This window comes from Sphingopyxis panaciterrulae, from assembly GCF_014199295.1.
GTDB lineage: Bacteria > Pseudomonadota > Alphaproteobacteria > Sphingomonadales > Sphingomonadaceae > Sphingopyxis > Sphingopyxis panaciterrulae.
Map to the genome: position 1 here is coordinate 15,799 of NZ_JACIJH010000003.1, position 15,603 is coordinate 31,401.

Here is a 15,603-nt window from a genome sequence, read left to right on the forward strand (position 1 = left end):
GGGTTGAGAGGAATGAGGAAACGAACGGGGTTGAGGGAAATAGCGACACGAACGGGCTGAGGGGATGGGGACACGCCGCTCCCCCTTGCCCTTCGCACGCGCGCCTTTACAAGCGGCGCCATCATGGCCGAAGCCGACAGCAACCAGCAGCGCATCATCGCGGTCGAGCTCGACGAGGGCTCGATCGTCTGGCGCAATGCCGATGTCGAGCAGGAGCGTCGCGTCGCCATTTTCGACCTGATCGAACAGAATCGCTTCGCGCCGCAGCGCGTGCACACCGACGGCTATGCCGGCCCCTATCGCCTGACGCTGCGCGTCGAAGAGGGGCGGCTGGTGTTCGATATCGGACGCGCGGACGGGGCGCCGCTCGAATCGGTCATCCTCGGCCTCGGGCGCTTTCGCCGGCCGATCCGCGACTATTTCGCGATCTGCGACAGCTATTATCAGGCGATCCGCACGGCGACCGCGCAGCAGATCGAGACCGTCGACATGGCGCGCCGCGCGCTGCACAACGAGGCGGCGGAGATGCTGGTCGAACGTCTCGACGGCAAGATCGAGGTCGATTTCGACACCGCGCGGCGCCTGTTCACGCTGATCTGCGTGCTCCACATCAAGAGCTGACGATGGCGATGGGGGCGACATTTCCGAAGCGCAGGCGGTCCGGCAAGGCGCGCGACTGGCGCGCGCTTCTGCGCCGCTGGCTGTGGCGCGCCGCCGGCATCGCGGCGCTGCTGCTGCTCGCCGCCGGGGCGGCGCTGTGGTGGGCGGCACGCTGGACGCCGCCGCGCGACCGATATCCGCTGCAGGGGGTGACGATCGACGCGGGCAACGGCGTCGTCCACTGGGGTTCGATCGAGGCGGCAGGCGCCGACTTCGCCTATCTCTTCGCGACCGACGGCGATGCACGCGTCGATCCCATCTATGCGCGCAACATGGCGGCGGCGCGCGAGGCCGGCATCCGCACCGGGCCGATCCACCGCTACAACCTGTGCAAGCTGGCGACCGACCAGGCGGCCAATTTCATCCGCCACGTCCCGCGCCGCGCCGACGCGTTGCCGCCCGTGGTCTGGCTCGACTATGACGACCGCTGCCCCGACCGGCCGACGCGCGCGCTGCTGCTCAGCGAACTCGCGACTTTCCTCGCGCAGATCGAGGCGCATATGGGCAAGCGCAGCCTGATCGCGCCCGGCCCGAATTTCGAGGCCGACTATCAGGTGACGCGCGGCATCGCGCGCACGACCTGGCTGCGCCGCGACTTCTTTCCGCCCGACTATGGCGCGCACCCGTGGGCGATGTGGCAGGCCAATGATTATGTGCGACTGTCCGGCGCGGACGGCACCGTCGGCTGGAACGTCGTGCGGCCCGAAGGAATGAACGATGAGTGAGTTTGACGACCGCGACGCGCTGATCGCCGCCGCCCGCGATGCCGCGGCGCGCGCCTATGCCCCCTATTCGGGCTTTCATGTCGGCGCGGCGCTGCTGCTCCGGAACGGCGACGTGGTGACCGGCGCCAATGTCGAGAATGCCAGCTATGGCCTGACGCTGTGCGCCGAGACGGCGGCGATCGCCAAGATCGCCAACGAGGGCTGGATCGGTGAGTTGGCCGCGGTCGCGATCGTCGGCGGGCGGCCCGAGGGCAGTGCGCTGGTCGGCGGCGATCCGGTCCATCCCTGCGGCCGCTGCCGTCAGATATTGAACGAAGCGGCCGAGCGGTCGAAGACCGACATCCTCGTCCACTGCGCGTCAGGCGACGGCAGCGCGGTCAAGAGCTATCGGCTGAGCGAGTTGCTGCCCGCGGCGTTCGGGCCGAAGGATCTCGGCCTCATCCCCGACTGACCGCTTGCGCAACGCGCGCCGCGCCGACAAGAGAAGCCATGGCCATTCTTTCCGACAAATGGATTCGCGACGCCGCCCGGACGCAGGGCATGATCGAGCCGTTCGTCGAGGCGCAGCGCCGCGACGGCTGTATCAGCTACGGCCTCTCCTCCTACGGCTATGACGCGCGCGTCGCGCCCGAATTCAAGATATTCACCAATGTCGACAGCGCGGTCGTCGATCCCAAGGATTTCGCGTCGAACAGCTTCGTCGACCGTAAGACCGACGTGTGCATCATCCCGCCGAACAGCTTCGCGCTCGCCCGCACGGTCGAATATTTCCGTATCCCGAGGGACATACTCGTCATCTGCCTCGGAAAATCCACCTATGCGCGCTGCGGCATCATCGTCAACGTCACCCCGCTCGAGCCCGGCTGGGAAGGTCATGTGACGCTGGAATTTTCGAACACCACCCCCCTGCCCGCGAAAATCTATGCCAATGAGGGCGCGTGCCAGTTCCTGTTCCTGCAAGGCAACGAGCCCTGCGAGACGAGCTACGCCGACCGCGCGGGCAAATATATGGGGCAGAAGGGCGTGACGCTGCCGAAGCTTTGACTTCAAATTCGTCATTGCGAGCGCAGCGAAGCAATCTCCAGCTATCGACATAAAACCAAGTCGATGGCTGGAGATTGAGGCGTCGCCTTCGGCTCCTCGAAATGACGAACATTGTTGCGTTCAGCATCGACAATGATAACGTTCTCATAAATTAGATCGGGAACGAGACCATGACATTCCGCGCGATCGCGCTCCTGTTGGCAGCGCTGCTTTCCGCCACCGCCGCCCGCGCCGAGGGTTTCCTGAAGGTCGACGGCACCCGGATCGTCAATGGCAGCGGCGAGCCCATCGTCCTCCGCGGCATGGGTCTCGGCGGATGGATGCTGCAGGAAGGCTATATGCTGCAGCTCGGCGAGATCGGACAGCAGCATCGCATCCGCGCCAGGCTCGTCGAACTGGTTGGAAAGAAGCGGACGGCGGACTTCTACCGCGCGTGGCTCGACAATCACACGACCGAGGCCGACATCGCGGCGATGGCGACATGGGGTTTCAACTCGGTGCGGCTGCCGATCCATTTCGACCAGCTCACCCTCCCCGCCGACAGGGAAGCGGCGCCCGGCGAAGATACGTGGCTCGAAGAGGGCTTCCGGCGCATCGACCGGTTGCTTGCGTGGAGCAAGGCGAACCGCATCTATCTGATCCTCGACCTCCACGCCGCGCCGGGCGGGCAAGGCAACGACCTCGCGATTTCCGACCGTGATCCGGCGAAGCCCTCGCTGTGGGAAAGCGCGGAAAATCAGCGCAAGACGGTTGCCCTGTGGGAGAAGCTCGCAACCCGCTACCGGGACGAGCCGTGGATCGGCGGCTACGACCTCATCAACGAACCCAACTGGAGCTTCGCGACGCCGGGCGAGGGCAATGGCTGCGACGAGACGAAGAACAAGGCGGTCTGGGGCCTGCAGCAGCGCATCACCGCGGCGATCCGCGCGGTCGACAAGAAGCATGTCGTGATCGTCGAGGGCAATTGCTGGGGCAACAACTACAAGGGCCTGCCGCCCGCTTGGGACGCCAATATGGTGCTGAGCTTCCATAAATATTGGAACCGCAACGACGCTGCGAGCATCGCCGATATCGTCGCGCTGCGCGACAGCTATGGTCGCCCGATCTGGCTCGGCGAGTCCGGGGAGAACAGTAATGTCTGGTTCCGCGACGCGATCGCGCTGGTCGAGGGCGAAGGCATCGGCTGGGCCTTTTGGCCGCTCAAGAAGATCGGCTTCAACCAGCCGCTCGAAATCGACCCCGGCCCTGGCTGGGCGGCGGTCGTCGCCTGGATGACCGGCAAGGGACCGAAACCCGACCCCGACGCCGCCTATGCCGCGATGATTAAACTCGCCGAGAACAGCCGGTTCGAGCGGAATATTCCGCATCCCGACGTCGTCGACGCGATGCTGCGCCAGCCGCACGACGCGAGCGCGCGGCCGTTCGTCCGCCATCGGCTCGGTACCGCGCCGCTCACCATCCGCGCCGCCGACTATGACCTCGGCCCGGCGGGCGTCGCCTATGCCGACACGGTCGACGCCAATTATCATGTCGCGACCGGTGGCGAGCGCGTGCTCTGGAACAATGGCGTGACCTACCGCAACGACGGCGTCGACATCGCGCGAGAAGCCGATAGTCGCCCGGCTGTCGTCGACTTCGTGACCGGCGAGTGGATGCGCTACAGCGTCGAGGCGGCACAGGCCGGGCACTGGACCGCGACGATCCGCGCCCGGTCCGCGAAGGGCGGCACGATCGCGCTCGGCGAGCGGCGGATCGCCCTGCCCGCTTCGACCGAGTGGCAGGATGTGGCGATATCCGGCGTCGCGCTTCCCGCCGGAACGACGCCGCTGATCCTGCGCGCGGTCGCATGCGGCGACTGCGCGGTCGAAAGTCTCACCTTGGCGCCGCGCTGACGGGCGGAACCTCCTCGCACCCTGCGCGTCCTGACTGGACAAGCGGACGGGGCGCGAACGAAGGAGGATGCCTCCATGTCCATGATCGCCGTCTTCATCGGCCGCCTGTTCATCGCCGTCATCTTTCTGGTGTCGGGGGTCAACAAGCTGATCCATGTCGCCGACACCAATGCGATGATCGTCGCCGCGGGCCTGCCCGCCGGCCTTGCCATACCGACCGGGCTGTTCGAACTGCTCGCCGGCGCCTGTCTCGCCCTGGGCGTCGCTACGCGGCTGTGGTCGATCCTGCTCGCGGTCTTCGTGCTGCTGACTATCCTGTTCTTCCACCGCGAATTCGCCGACCCGATGCAGGCGACGATGGCGATGAAGAATCTCGCGATCGCGGGCGGGCTGCTCTGCCTGTTCGGCTATGGCAACACCCGCTGGAGTTATGACGCGCTACGCCAGCGCCGCCGCGACGAACTCGCCAAACACGACGCCGAACGCCGCGCGAGCGAAGCCGAATTGCGCGCCGCGCGCGCCGAGGGCGGCGCCGAAGTCGCGGGCGAACCACCCGTCGTCGTCGAGAAGCGTCCCTTCTGGCGCCGCTAGAGCCTGAATCGTCATTGCGAGCGGAGCGAAGCAATCCAGAATGCGCGTAAACCGCTCTGGATTGCTTCGCTTCGCTCGCAATGACGGGTAATCATATCTGATCTCTCATAATCTCGCCGCTTGGCATCGCTCTCCGCCTGCGCTAGCCTCCACTTAACGTTTACGTAAAGGGAGGTTGGCGTGGTCGATACGCGCGAGTTCGACATCATCGTCTATGGCGCCACGGGGTTCACCGGGCGCCTCGTCGCGGAGTATCTGGCCGAGCATTACGCCGGACGGAAGGACGCGCCCAAATGGGCGATGGCGGGACGCAGCGCCGACAAGCTCGCCGAGGTGCGTGACCTGATCGGCGCGCCCGCCGACACGCCGCTCGTCGTCGCCGACGCGAGCGATCCCGCGAGCCTCGACGCGATGGCCGCGCGGACCCGGGTCGTGCTCACCACCGTCGGTCCCTATCAGCTTTACGGCGACGCTCTCGTCGCGGCCTGCGCGAAGGCGGGCACGGCCTATGCCGATCTGTGCGGCGAACCCGGCTGGATGCGCGAGATGATCGACGCGCATCAGGACGCGGCGAAGGCGTCGGGCGCGCGCATCACCTTTTCATGCGGCTTCGATTCGATCCCCTTCGATCTCGGCGTGCTGTTCCTTCAGGCCGAGGCTGTGAAGCGTCACGGCAAGCCCGCGCCGCGCGTCAAGGGCCGGGTGCGCAAGATGCAGGGCGGCGCCTCGGGCGGCACGATCGCGAGCCTGACCGAGACCCTCAAGGCCGTGGCGAAGAAACCGTCGCTCGCGTTGCTGCTCAAGTCGAGCTTTGCGCTGACGCCCGGGTTCGAAGGACCGCACCAGCCGAGCGGGCTGGTTCCCGAATATGATCCCGCGACCGGCACCTGGACCGCACCCTTCGTGATGGCGCCGATCAACACCAAGAACGTCCACCGCACCAATTTCCTGCTCGGCCATCCATGGGGCGAGGATCTCGTCTATGACGAGATGGTGATGACGACGATCGGCGACGCCGGCAAGGCGATGGCCGAAGCGATGGCGAAGGCCAATCCGTTCGGCGACGCGAAGCTTCAGCCCGGCGAAGGCCCGAGCAAGGAGCAGCGCGAAAAGGGGTTCTACGATATACTCTTCATCGGCGAATATCCCGATGGATCAACGGTCCGCGCCAGCGTGCAGGGCGACCGCGACCCCGGCTATGGCTCGACGTCGAAGATGCTCGCCGAAACCGGCATGGCGCTGCTCGAAACCAAAGGCGAAGGCGGCGTGTGGACGCCGGGCGCGCTGCTCGGGCAGGCGTTGATCGACCGGCTGACGGCGAATGCAGGCCTGACGTTCCGGCTCGAGGATTGACCCCTCAACCGTTCGTGCTGAGCTTGTCGAAGCACCGTTCTTCCTTTGATATCCAAGACAGAACGGCTCTTCGACAAGCTCAGGGCGAACGGATTTATGGTGAATGACACTATGACTGCCCCTTTCCCCTCGGCCCTCGACACCCTCCTCGCCACCCTGCGCACCGAAAACGGCACCGCGACCGCGCATATCGACGAAGGCTGGATGCAGGGCCGCACGGCCTATGGCGGGATCAGTTCGGCGGTCGCGCTCGCCGCGACTTTGGCGCTGCGTCCGACCGAAACGCCGCTGCGCTATGCCCAGATCAGTTTCGTCGGCCCGGTCGGCGGCGATTGCACGGTGACGACGCGCGAGCTTCGCCGCTCGAAATCGAGCCTGTTCGTCGATGCCGGCGTGATGAGCGACATGGGCTTCGGCACCGCGGCCCTCTTCGCCTTCTCCGGCGACCGAGCGAGCCATCTCGATCATAACCGCCTGGCGATACCCGACGTCCCTGCCCCCGAAACGCTGAAGCCCGTCCCCGACCACAAGGTGCGGCCCAGCTTCACGCGCCATTTCGACATGCGCCCGACCACCGGCCCGCGCTTCGACTGGAAGAGCGAGGTCGGCGAATATCTGACCTGGGTGCGCTTCGTCGAGGAACCCGTCTGTCATCCGATGATCGCGCTGCTCGCGATGGGCGACGCACTGCCGCCCGCGGCGATGGCGCTGTTCACCGAATTCGGGCCGATCAGTTCGATGAACTGGACGGTCAACATGCTGACCGGCACCCCACGCACCGACGACGGCTGGTGGCTGCTGTCGGCCAGGACCGGCTATGCGCGCGCCGGTTTTTCGGTGCAGGACATGATGATCTGGAACCGCGCCGGTGAGCCGGTGATGAGCGGCAGCCAGGGGATCGCGATCTACGCCTGATCGCGCTCGACACCCCCGCGCACGCTGGGGTGTCGATCAAATCGCGGGTAGCGCGATCACCGCATCGAGTCCGCCCTCCGCGCGCCGCGCGAGCGTCAGCGTACCGCCCTCGCCCTCGGCGATCTCGCGCGCGATCGACAGGCCGAGACCGACGCCTCCGGTCGCGCGGTTGCGCGATTCCTCGCCGCGCGCGAAGGGTTCAATCAGGTCGCGAATCTGCTCGGCGCTCAGCCCCGGCCCGTCGTCGGAGACGATGACCCGCGCCTCGCCGTCCCCGACCGCGACCGACAGCCGCGCGCGCACGCCATAGGCGACCGCATTGTCGATCAGGTTGCGCAGCGCGCGGCGCAGCAGCACCGGACGCGCCGTCACCACCGCGTCGGCGACCTCGGCCGTCACGACGTCCCGACCTTGCTCGCGATAGTCGGCGGCAAGGCCCTCGACCAGCGCGCGCAGCGCCACCGGTTCGCGCGCCTCATTGCCCGAGCCCGACCGCGCGAGCGCCAATATGTCGGCGAGCATCGCGGTCATCTCCTCGATCGAGGCGATCATCTTGTCGCGCAGCCGTTCGTCCTCGATCTGCTCGACGCGCACGCGCAGGCTGGCGAGCGGGGTGCGAAGATCATGGCCGACCGCGCCGAGCATCCGGTCCTTGTCGCTCAACATCGCCGCGATCCGCGCGCGATAAGCGTTGAAGGCGGCGATCAGGTCGCGCACATCCGACGGTCCCCGCTCGGCGAGCGGCGTGGTGTCGCGCAGCGCCGGATTGGCGCGCGCCGCGCGGGTCAGGTCGCGCAAGGGTCGCGCGGCGCGCCACGCGATGAACAGGATCGGGATCAGCAGCAGCAGATAGAGCGACAGCGTCTGCCAGAGGAGAAAGCCCTGCAGCCGGACGCCCTCGGGCGGGAGCCGGCTGCGCACGGCATAATAGCGTCCATCGACCCGGGCCACGACGACAACCGTCTGCCCCGAAAAGTCCGTTCGTCGCTGCGCCCGCTCGCGCGGCGGCAGCGCCCATGCCTCGATCGAATCGGCGGGCACCTCGGCCTCCGCCATCAATCCGGCGACATAGTCCGCCAGATCGGCACGACGCACCGCGCGCCGCGGCTCGTGCGGTGGCGTTTCGGAGACGCGCAGCTTCTCGACCCGCGCGTGCCGCGCGTGACGGTCGTCCACGTCCTGCTCGGGCTCTCCGCGCCGGTCGCGTTCGACCGCGTCGACGATGCGCGCCACCGCCATGCCGCCGCCATGCGCCAGCGCCTGCTGCTTCTGCCCGCGAACGAGCAGGGCGAAGTTGATCGCCTGCGCGACGAATAGCGTCGCCGCGACCGCGAAGACAAGCTGTCCGATCAGGCTTTTCGGCCACAGGCGCAGGGTCACGACGCCGGCCCCAGCCGCTTGACCTCGCACGCCAGCGTATAGCCGCCGCCCCACACGGTCTTGACGAACTGCGGCCGGGCCGGGTCCTCCTCGATCTTCTTGCGCAGGCGGCTCACCAGATTGTCGATTGCGCGATCGAAGATGTCGGCCTCGCGCCCGCGCACCATGTCGAGCAGCCGGTCGCGGCTCATCACCTGACGCGGGTGGCGCACCAGCGCGTGCAGCAGATGATATTCGCCCGAGGACAGCGCGACCTCGCGCCCCGCCTCGTCGACCAGCACCCGCTCGACCTCGCGCAGCACCCACGGCCCGAAGGCATAGCTGGTGCCACCGGGGTCGAGCGCGCGCCCGTTCGCCTGCGTCCGGCGCAGCACGGTGCGGATGCGCGCGACCAGTTCGCGCGGGTTGAAGGGTTTGACGACATAGTCGTCGGCGCCGATCTCCAGCCCGATGATCCGTTCGGTATCCTCGGCGCGCGCGGTCAGCAGGATGACGGGAATGCTGCTCGTCTCGCGCAGGTGGCGGGTCAGCGACAGTCCGTCCTCGCCGGGCATCATGATGTCGCTGACGACCAGGTCGACGCCCTGCGCGCGCAGGATCGAGCGCGCCTCCGCAGCGCTTTCCGCCGCGCTCACCGCAAAGCCCTGCGCCTCGAGATATTCGCCCAGCGGCTCGCGGATCGACGGCTCGTCGTCGATCAGCAGGATGCGCGGGGTGTCGCTGTCGGTCATCTCATCACCAATAGTTCGCCCACCGGTCTCGTCGACCGGTGGGCGATAGCTGGCAGGGGACGGCGGCAAAGGCAATGCCGGGTGGAAGGGGGAGAGCCTGCCCGTTGCCGCCGCCCGCCCGTCAGATCAGTTCGCGGGCGCGGTCGGCGGCGCGGCGGCGCGCTGCGCCTTCCGTTCGGCGCGCTTGGCCTGCCACTCGGCGCGCTTCGCCTCGCGGGTCGCCTTGCGTTCCTCGGCCGTCACCTGCCCGTCCCTGTTCGCGTCCTGCGCGTCGAAACGCGCGAGGGCGGCGGTCTGGAATTCGGCCTGGCTGATCGCCTTGTCGCCGTCGGTGTCGGCCTTCATCATCATGCCGTGGCCGCCGCGCATGCCGTGATGCCCACCGCGCATGCCGCGATGGCCGCGCATCCCGTGGCGTTTGCCCTTTTCGGCATCCCCCGCCTCGGGGGTCGCGGCGGCGCGCTTCTGCTTCCATTCGGCGCGCTTCGCCTGGCGGTCGGCGCCATGCTGGTCCCATTCGGCCTTGCTGATGCTGCCGTCGCTGTTCGCGTCGAACGAAGCGAAGCGCTTGGCCTGCATCGCGGCGCGCGCGGCCTCGCGGTCGGCGGCGTCGACCTTGCCGTCCTTGTTCGCGTCCATCCTGGCGAACATGGCATCCGCATGCGCCTGCGCCTCGGCGCGGGTCAGCACGCCATTGCCGTCGGCGTTGCCCATCTTGCCGCCGGGGGCAGCGAACACCGGCGCGGCGATCATCGCGGCGCCCAGCGTCAGAAAGATCATGCTCTTCTTCACGTAACGAACTCCTTGTCAGGGGACCGTCGCAGCGCAAGCGCCGGGTCCCGATGACGGCGTTCTAGGGGGCGTTTGTCCCAGTCCGTTGCCGTGTGGACGAAAAATTGTCGCAAATTGTCGCAAAAAGGCCGCGCCGTTCATCCGGGCGCAAGCGCAGCGCGCCGGTCAGGCCTTCAGCTTCCATCCCGTGGCGAGCAGGCGATAGGTGATCGCTCCCAGCACTATGTTGACCGCGACGAGGAAGGCGACGGCAGTCGCCACCGGATGCGCCATCGTCGAATCCACCGACCCGATGAAGCCATAGCGAAAGCCCATGATCGCGTGATAGACGGGGTTGGCGTGCGCGACCGACTGGAACCAGGGCGCAAGCCGGTCGACCGAGTAGAAGGTGCCCGACAGCAGCGCGAGCGGCGTCACGACGAAATTGGTCACCGCGGCGGCATGGTCGAATTTCTCGGCCCAGACCGAGGTGATGAGCCCCAGGAAGCCGATCATCGCGGCCCCCAGCAACCCGAACACCGCCACCGCCCACGGATGCTGCGGCATCACATGGACGCCGGGCCACAGCAGCATCGCGGCCCACAGCGCGAGCCCGACGAGCACCGCGCGGCTGATCGCGGCGCCGATCAGCGCGATGATGAGCTCGCCGACCGCGAGCGGCGGCATCAGATAGTCGACGATCGTGCCCTGGATCTTGCCGACGAGCAGCGAAAAGCTCGCATTGGCGAAGCTGTTCTGCAGCATCGCCATCATGATGAGCCCCGGCGCGACGAAATCGGCGAAGGGAACCCCGATGACCTTGCGCCCCGCCCCGCCCAGCGCGACGGTGAAAATCACAAGAAACAGCAAGGTCGTGACCGCCGGCGCCCAGATAGTTTGGAGCTGGACCTTGAAAAAGCGCCGCACCTCCTTGACATAGAGGGCCTGCAAGCCGGGAATGTTGAGCGTGCGGATATGTGGCACGCCGGGCTCCGCAAAGGGCGGCGGCGCGGCGGCTTTTCCCGAGTCGGGGCGTGCAATTTGGGGCTGGTCGTTCATGGCGATCTCGCCTATCGCCTCCCCGACTTTACCGCAAGCAGGGCCAGCGGCGGCGGCGATCCGTCCGGGTCGCGCGCAAGGCGCCGCAGCCCCGCGCTCGCGCGAAAGATGAGGAATAAGGAATGTCTTGGACTGACGAGCGCATCGAACAATTGCGCAGCATGTGGGAAAAGGGGCTGACCGCCAGCCAGATCGCCGATGAACTCGGCGGGGTCAGCCGCAACGCGGTGATCGGCAAGGCGCACCGCCTCGGCCTCAAGTCGCGCCCCTCGCCGGTGAAGGCGACCGACGCCAAGCTCGCGAAACCCGCAAAAAGCCCCGCCGCACCCAAGCCCGCCGCCGCGCCTCCGCGCGCTGCCGTCCCGGCCGCGCCGCGCCCCGCCGCGCCGCCGCCGAAGCCCGAGCCCCGGCCCGCCGTGGCCGCGCCTCCGACGCCAGACGGCGCCGCGCCGGTTCCCAAGCCCGACGCGCCGCGCATCGTTTCGATCGGCCCCGGCGGCTTCATCCGTCAGGGGCCCGGCGACCAGCAGGCGCCGATCCCGCCCGCGCCGCCGCGCCGCCTCGTGCCCGCGAAGCCAAGCCCGGAGATCGCCGACAAGACGAGCCTGCTCGACCTCAACGACCGCATCTGCCGCTGGCCGATGGGGCACCCGGGCGAGCCCGACTTCCATTTCTGCGGCGAGGCGGTGAATCCCGGCTTCCCCTATTGCGTCGAGCATTGCGGCCGCGCCTATCAGGCGCAATTGCCGCGCGGCACGCGCCGCCCGCCCCCGCCGCCGCCCTTCGGCGGCCCTCGCGTTCGTTAAGGGCGTCCGGTGAGGCCGTTCGGGCAGGAGTTCGAGTTCGCGCGCTTCCTCGGCTTCCAGATGGTCGCGCGCGGCGACGGCCGCTGCACCATGGCGATCGACGTCGACCGCGACCGCCATTTCAACCCGCAAGGGGTCGCGCATGGCGGCGTCGCCTATTCGCTCGCGGACACCGCGATGGGCGGCGCGCTGCACAGCCTGCTGCCCGACGGCCAGTGGTGCGCGACGCTGGAAATCAAGTTCAACTATCATGTCCGCGTCGGCGAAGGCCGCCTGACCTGCGAAGCCGAAGTGCGCCACCGCGGCAAGCGCGTCGCCAACATCGACGCGCGCCTTTATCAGGACGGTCACCTGGTCGGCAGCGCCAACGGCAATTTCGCGATCTTCGCGGCGCCGGGCGGGGAATAGATAGTCCCATTTTCGTCATGCTGAACTTGTTTCAGCATGTATCCCCTCCGCATCCGTAGACGTCATTGCGAGCGGAGCGAAGCAATCTCCAGCAGGCATCCTACCTTGTCGATGGCTGGAGATGGCTTCGTCGCACCGCTCCTCGCAAGGACGAAGGGGGCTACGGATGTCGCGGGGATAATCGCCAAACAGTTTCAGGGTGACGCGATAAGAAGAGGTTGGCGGTCAGCCGCAACCATGAAAAAAGGCGCCGGCCCCTTGCAGGTCCGGCGCCTCCTTTTCGCCTCCGACGGATCAGAAGCGATAGCCCAGCGTTCCGCGTACGCTGTGCGTCTTGAACGACTGCGAATCGCGGATGATGTTCGTCCCGATCAGGGGATCGCTGGCCGGCGCCGTACCCTGCCCGGCCTCGACCCGATAATCGTTGTCCTTGAGGTCGGTGTAGAGATATTCGAGGCCCAGCGACAGCTTGTTGGTCACCATCACCTCGGCCCCGCCCCCGACGCTATAGCCCCAGGCGTTGCTTTTACCCGTGTCGGCAAAGCTGTTGGCGACGTTGGTGGTCGCGAAGCTGTTCTTCATCTTCGCATAGGCGCCGCCGCCCGTGACATAGAAAAGCGCGCCGCCGCCCGGCGTGTAGCCGGCGCGCAGCCGGGCACCGGCCTGATACTGACCGCGGCGGGTCAGCATATAGCTGTCGCCATCGGTCGAGAAGCCGGACACGCTGTCCTTGGCTTCGCTGCGGCCGCCTTCGATCAGCGCGCCGACGACGAAATTGCCCATGCGGCGGTCCATGCCGATCCGTCCGAAATATTCGGCGCCGTCGCGGTCGTTGGCGCAGCCGCGATTGGCGGTGCCGGTGGCGCGGCCACCACAGAATCCCGGCGAAAAGACGTCGGCGCCATTCGCGTCGCGAACGGTGTCGCCATAATTGCCGTCGCCGTCGGCATCGAACAGCAGGGTTTCGCCGCTGTCGTTCGGTTGCAGCGAAGCGCCGCCGCCGATCGCGATATAGGGGCCGTTGAAATCCTCCGCGGGGTCGCGGTCCTGAGCCATGGCCGGCGCGGTGATCGAGCCGGCAGCCACGGCGGCGAGGAGAGTTGCGAACTTCATTTGTTTTACTCCATATTTTGACTGGCTTTGCAGCCTCCTGCAAAACCCGCAGCCTTTTGACGGGGTTCCGTTTCATGACGGAAATGAGACGAACTGGGCCGCGACGCTGATGGACGGAGGTGCCGAAAACCGCCCTTGCCAGCGGGGTTTCCGCCCTCCTATAGCCGGAGCATGAGTCACGATTTGTTCGACAGCTCCGCGCCCGCGACCGACAGCTACAACGCCTCGCAGATCGAGGTTCTCGAGGGGCTCGAACCCGTTCGCCGCCGCCCCGGCATGTATATCGGCGGCACCGACGAACGCGCGCTCCACCACCTCGCCGCCGAGGTGATCGACAACAGCATGGACGAAGCGGTCGCAGGCCATGCGAGCCGTATCGAGGTCGTTCTCGACACCGGCAACCGGCTGACCGTCATCGACAACGGCCGCGGCATGCCGGTCGACCCGCACCCGAAATTCCCCGGCAAGTCGGCGCTCGAAGTCATCATGACCATGCTCCACTCGGGCGGCAAGTTCGAGGGCAAGGCCTATGCGACCTCGGGCGGCCTCCACGGCGTCGGCGTCAGCGTCGTCAACGCGCTGTCGGTCGAGACCGAGATCGAGGTGGCGCGCGGCAAGCAGCTCTATCGCCAGCGTTTTTCGCGCGGGCTTCCGCTCGGGGGGCTTGAAGAACTCGGCCCGACGCCCAATCGCCGCGGCACCAGCGTTTCCTTCGTCCCCGATCCCGAAATTTTCGGCGAGCACGGCCGTTTCAAGCCGCAGCGCCTGTTTCGCATGGCGCGGGCAAAGGCCTATCTGTTCGCCGGGGTCGAGATTCGCTGGAAATGCGCGCCCGAGCTGATCGGCGACGACACCCCCGCCGAGGCGGTATTCCAGTTCCCCGGCGGCCTTGCCGATCATCTGAAGGAACAGATCGGCAGCCGCGAATGCGCGACCGCCGAACCCTTCACCGGGCGGCAGGACTTTCCCGGCGACCAGGGCCGCGCCGAATGGGCGATCGCCTGGCCGCTGTGGTCCGACGGCAGCTACTCCTGGTATTGCAACACCATCCCGACCCCCGCCGGCGGCACCCACGAGGCGGGGCTGCGTGCCGCGCTGACCAGGGGATTGCGCGCGTTCGGCGAATTGATCGGGCAGAAGAAGGCGGCGCAGATCACCGCCGACGACGTGTTCAACGGCGGCGAGATGATGCTGTCGGTCTTCATCCGCGATCCCCAGTTCCAGAGCCAGACCAAGGACCGTCTGTCGAGCCCCGAGGCCGCGCGGCTGACCGAGAACGCCATTCGCGATCATTTCGACCACTTCCTCTCCGACAATATGGACCGCGGCCGCGCGCTGCTCGGCCTGATCCTCGAACGGATGGAAGAGCGGCTCAAGCGCAAGGCCGAGCGCGAGGTGAAGCGCAAGACCGCGACCAGCGCGCGCAAGCTGCGCCTGCCCGGCAAGCTCACGGACTGTGCGAACGACGGCCCCGAAGGCACGGAATTGTTTATCGTCGAGGGCGACAGCGCCGGCGGCAGCGCCAAGCAGGCGCGCGACCGCAAGACGCAGGCGATCCTGCCGATCCGCGGCAAGATCTTGAACGTCGCGAGCGCCAGCGCCGACAAGATCCGCGCCAATCAGGAAATCGCCGACCTCGCGCTCGCGCTCGGCTGCGGGATGCGCAAGGACTGCGATGCCGACCGGCTGCGTTACGAGAAGATCGTCATCATGACCGACGCGGATGTCGACGGCGCACATATCGCAACGCTGCTGATGACCTTCTTCTTTCAGGAAATGCCCGACATCGTGCGCGAGGGGCATGTCTATCTGGCGCAGCCGCCGCTCTATCGCCTCACTGCCGGCGCGACATCGGCCTACGCTCGCGACGACGCGCACCGCGCCGAACTGGAAGCCAGCGTCTTCAAGGGCAAGAAGGTCGAGGTCGGCCGTTTCAAGGGCCTTGGGGAAATGAACCCCAATCAGCTCAAGGAAACGACGATGGACCCTGCGACCCGCTCGATGCTGCGCGTCACCCTGCCGCAGGAATATGAGGAGCGTCATCTCGTCAAGGATCTGGTCGACCGGCTGATGGGCAAGCACCCCGAGCACCGCTTCCAATTCATCCAGGCCAATGCCGCAACGCTCGACGAGGCCGCGATCGACGCCTGAGGAA

16 protein-coding genes are annotated in these 15,603 nt (G+C 67.1%); 11 read left to right on the forward strand and 5 right to left on the reverse strand.

Translation table 11 applies throughout. The features are described from left to right. Positions 1-123: 123 nt before the first annotated feature. The 8 genes from FHR21_RS06660 to FHR21_RS06695 all read left to right on the forward strand — a co-directional run bounded on the left by FHR21_RS06660 (position 124) and on the right by FHR21_RS06695 (position 7,180). A complete protein-coding gene (locus FHR21_RS06660; protein ID WP_184096567.1) occupies positions 124-621 on the forward strand; it encodes a UPF0262 family protein in 498 nt (165 codons plus the stop codon). 2 nt (positions 622-623) lie between these two features. Next, positions 624-1,385 (forward strand): glycoside hydrolase family 25 protein, encoded by a 762-nt coding sequence (locus FHR21_RS06665; RefSeq protein WP_246427102.1) that lies wholly within the window; start codon positions 624-626, stop codon positions 1,383-1,385. Beyond that, complete coding sequence (locus tag FHR21_RS06670) at positions 1,378-1,836, forward strand: cytidine deaminase (protein WP_184096569.1); 459 nt, start codon at positions 1,378-1,380, stop codon at positions 1,834-1,836. Before FHR21_RS06665 ends, FHR21_RS06670 begins: the two co-directional genes overlap by 8 nt. A gap of 38 nt (positions 1,837-1,874) precedes the next feature. Further along, on the forward strand, positions 1,875-2,429 hold the full coding sequence (dcd, locus tag FHR21_RS06675) for a dCTP deaminase (RefSeq protein ID WP_184096571.1): 555 nt from the start codon (positions 1,875-1,877) through the stop codon (positions 2,427-2,429). A gap of 170 nt (positions 2,430-2,599) precedes the next feature. Then, positions 2,600-4,321: a cellulase family glycosylhydrolase gene (locus tag FHR21_RS06680; protein WP_184096573.1), complete on the forward strand. Its 1,722-nt coding sequence runs from the start codon at positions 2,600-2,602 to the stop codon at positions 4,319-4,321. A gap of 75 nt (positions 4,322-4,396) precedes the next feature. Beyond that, positions 4,397-4,912 (forward strand): DoxX family protein, encoded by a 516-nt coding sequence (locus tag FHR21_RS06685; RefSeq protein WP_184096575.1) that lies wholly within the window; start codon positions 4,397-4,399, stop codon positions 4,910-4,912. A gap of 180 nt (positions 4,913-5,092) precedes the next feature. Beyond that, complete coding sequence (locus FHR21_RS06690; protein WP_184096577.1) at positions 5,093-6,265, forward strand: saccharopine dehydrogenase NADP-binding domain-containing protein; 1,173 nt, start codon at positions 5,093-5,095, stop codon at positions 6,263-6,265. 111 nt (positions 6,266-6,376) lie between these two features. Next, positions 6,377-7,180 carry an acyl-CoA thioesterase gene (locus tag FHR21_RS06695; protein ID WP_184096579.1) on the forward strand — a complete coding sequence of 268 codons (804 nt, stop codon included), beginning with the start codon at positions 6,377-6,379 and terminating at the stop codon, positions 7,178-7,180. Between the two features lie 36 nt (positions 7,181-7,216). Here FHR21_RS06695 and FHR21_RS06700 read toward each other — a convergent pair whose 3' ends face one another. The 4 genes from FHR21_RS06700 to FHR21_RS06715 form a co-directional block, all read right to left on the reverse strand. Next, entirely contained in the window at positions 7,217-8,560 is a 1,344-nt protein-coding gene (locus FHR21_RS06700) for an ATP-binding protein (protein ID WP_184096581.1), read from the reverse strand. After that, entirely contained in the window at positions 8,557-9,291 is a 735-nt protein-coding gene (locus FHR21_RS06705) for a response regulator (protein WP_184096583.1), read from the reverse strand. Before FHR21_RS06705 ends, FHR21_RS06700 begins: the two co-directional genes overlap by 4 nt. 126 nt (positions 9,292-9,417) lie before the next feature. After that, a complete protein-coding gene (locus tag FHR21_RS06710) occupies positions 9,418-10,083 on the reverse strand; it encodes an EF-hand domain-containing protein (RefSeq protein ID WP_338113086.1) in 666 nt (221 codons plus the stop codon). A gap of 165 nt (positions 10,084-10,248) precedes the next feature. Then, on the reverse strand, positions 10,249-11,121 hold the full coding sequence (locus tag FHR21_RS06715; RefSeq protein WP_184096585.1) for an ABC transporter permease: 873 nt from the start codon (positions 11,119-11,121) through the stop codon (positions 10,249-10,251). 122 nt (positions 11,122-11,243) lie between these two features. Between FHR21_RS06715 and FHR21_RS06720 the strand changes: the two genes are divergently transcribed. Both FHR21_RS06720 and FHR21_RS06725 read left to right on the forward strand, forming a co-directional pair. Further along, positions 11,244-11,927, forward strand: coding sequence for a GcrA family cell cycle regulator (locus FHR21_RS06720; RefSeq protein WP_184096587.1), 684 nt, complete (start codon positions 11,244-11,246; stop codon positions 11,925-11,927). A 9-nt stretch (positions 11,928-11,936) separates the two neighbouring features. Then, complete coding sequence (locus FHR21_RS06725; RefSeq protein WP_184096589.1) at positions 11,937-12,335, forward strand: hotdog fold thioesterase; 399 nt, start codon at positions 11,937-11,939, stop codon at positions 12,333-12,335. Positions 12,336-12,629: 294 nt separating this feature from the next. Here FHR21_RS06725 and FHR21_RS06730 read toward each other — a convergent pair whose 3' ends face one another. Then, positions 12,630-13,448, reverse strand: coding sequence for an outer membrane protein (locus tag FHR21_RS06730; RefSeq protein WP_184096591.1), 819 nt, complete (start codon positions 13,446-13,448; stop codon positions 12,630-12,632). 171 nt (positions 13,449-13,619) lie between these two features. Here FHR21_RS06730 and parE point away from each other — a divergent pair, with 171 nt between their 5' ends. Then, positions 13,620-15,599: a DNA topoisomerase IV subunit B gene (gene parE / locus FHR21_RS06735; protein ID WP_184096593.1), complete on the forward strand. Its 1,980-nt coding sequence runs from the start codon at positions 13,620-13,622 to the stop codon at positions 15,597-15,599. The last annotated feature ends 4 nt before the right edge of the window (positions 15,600-15,603 follow it).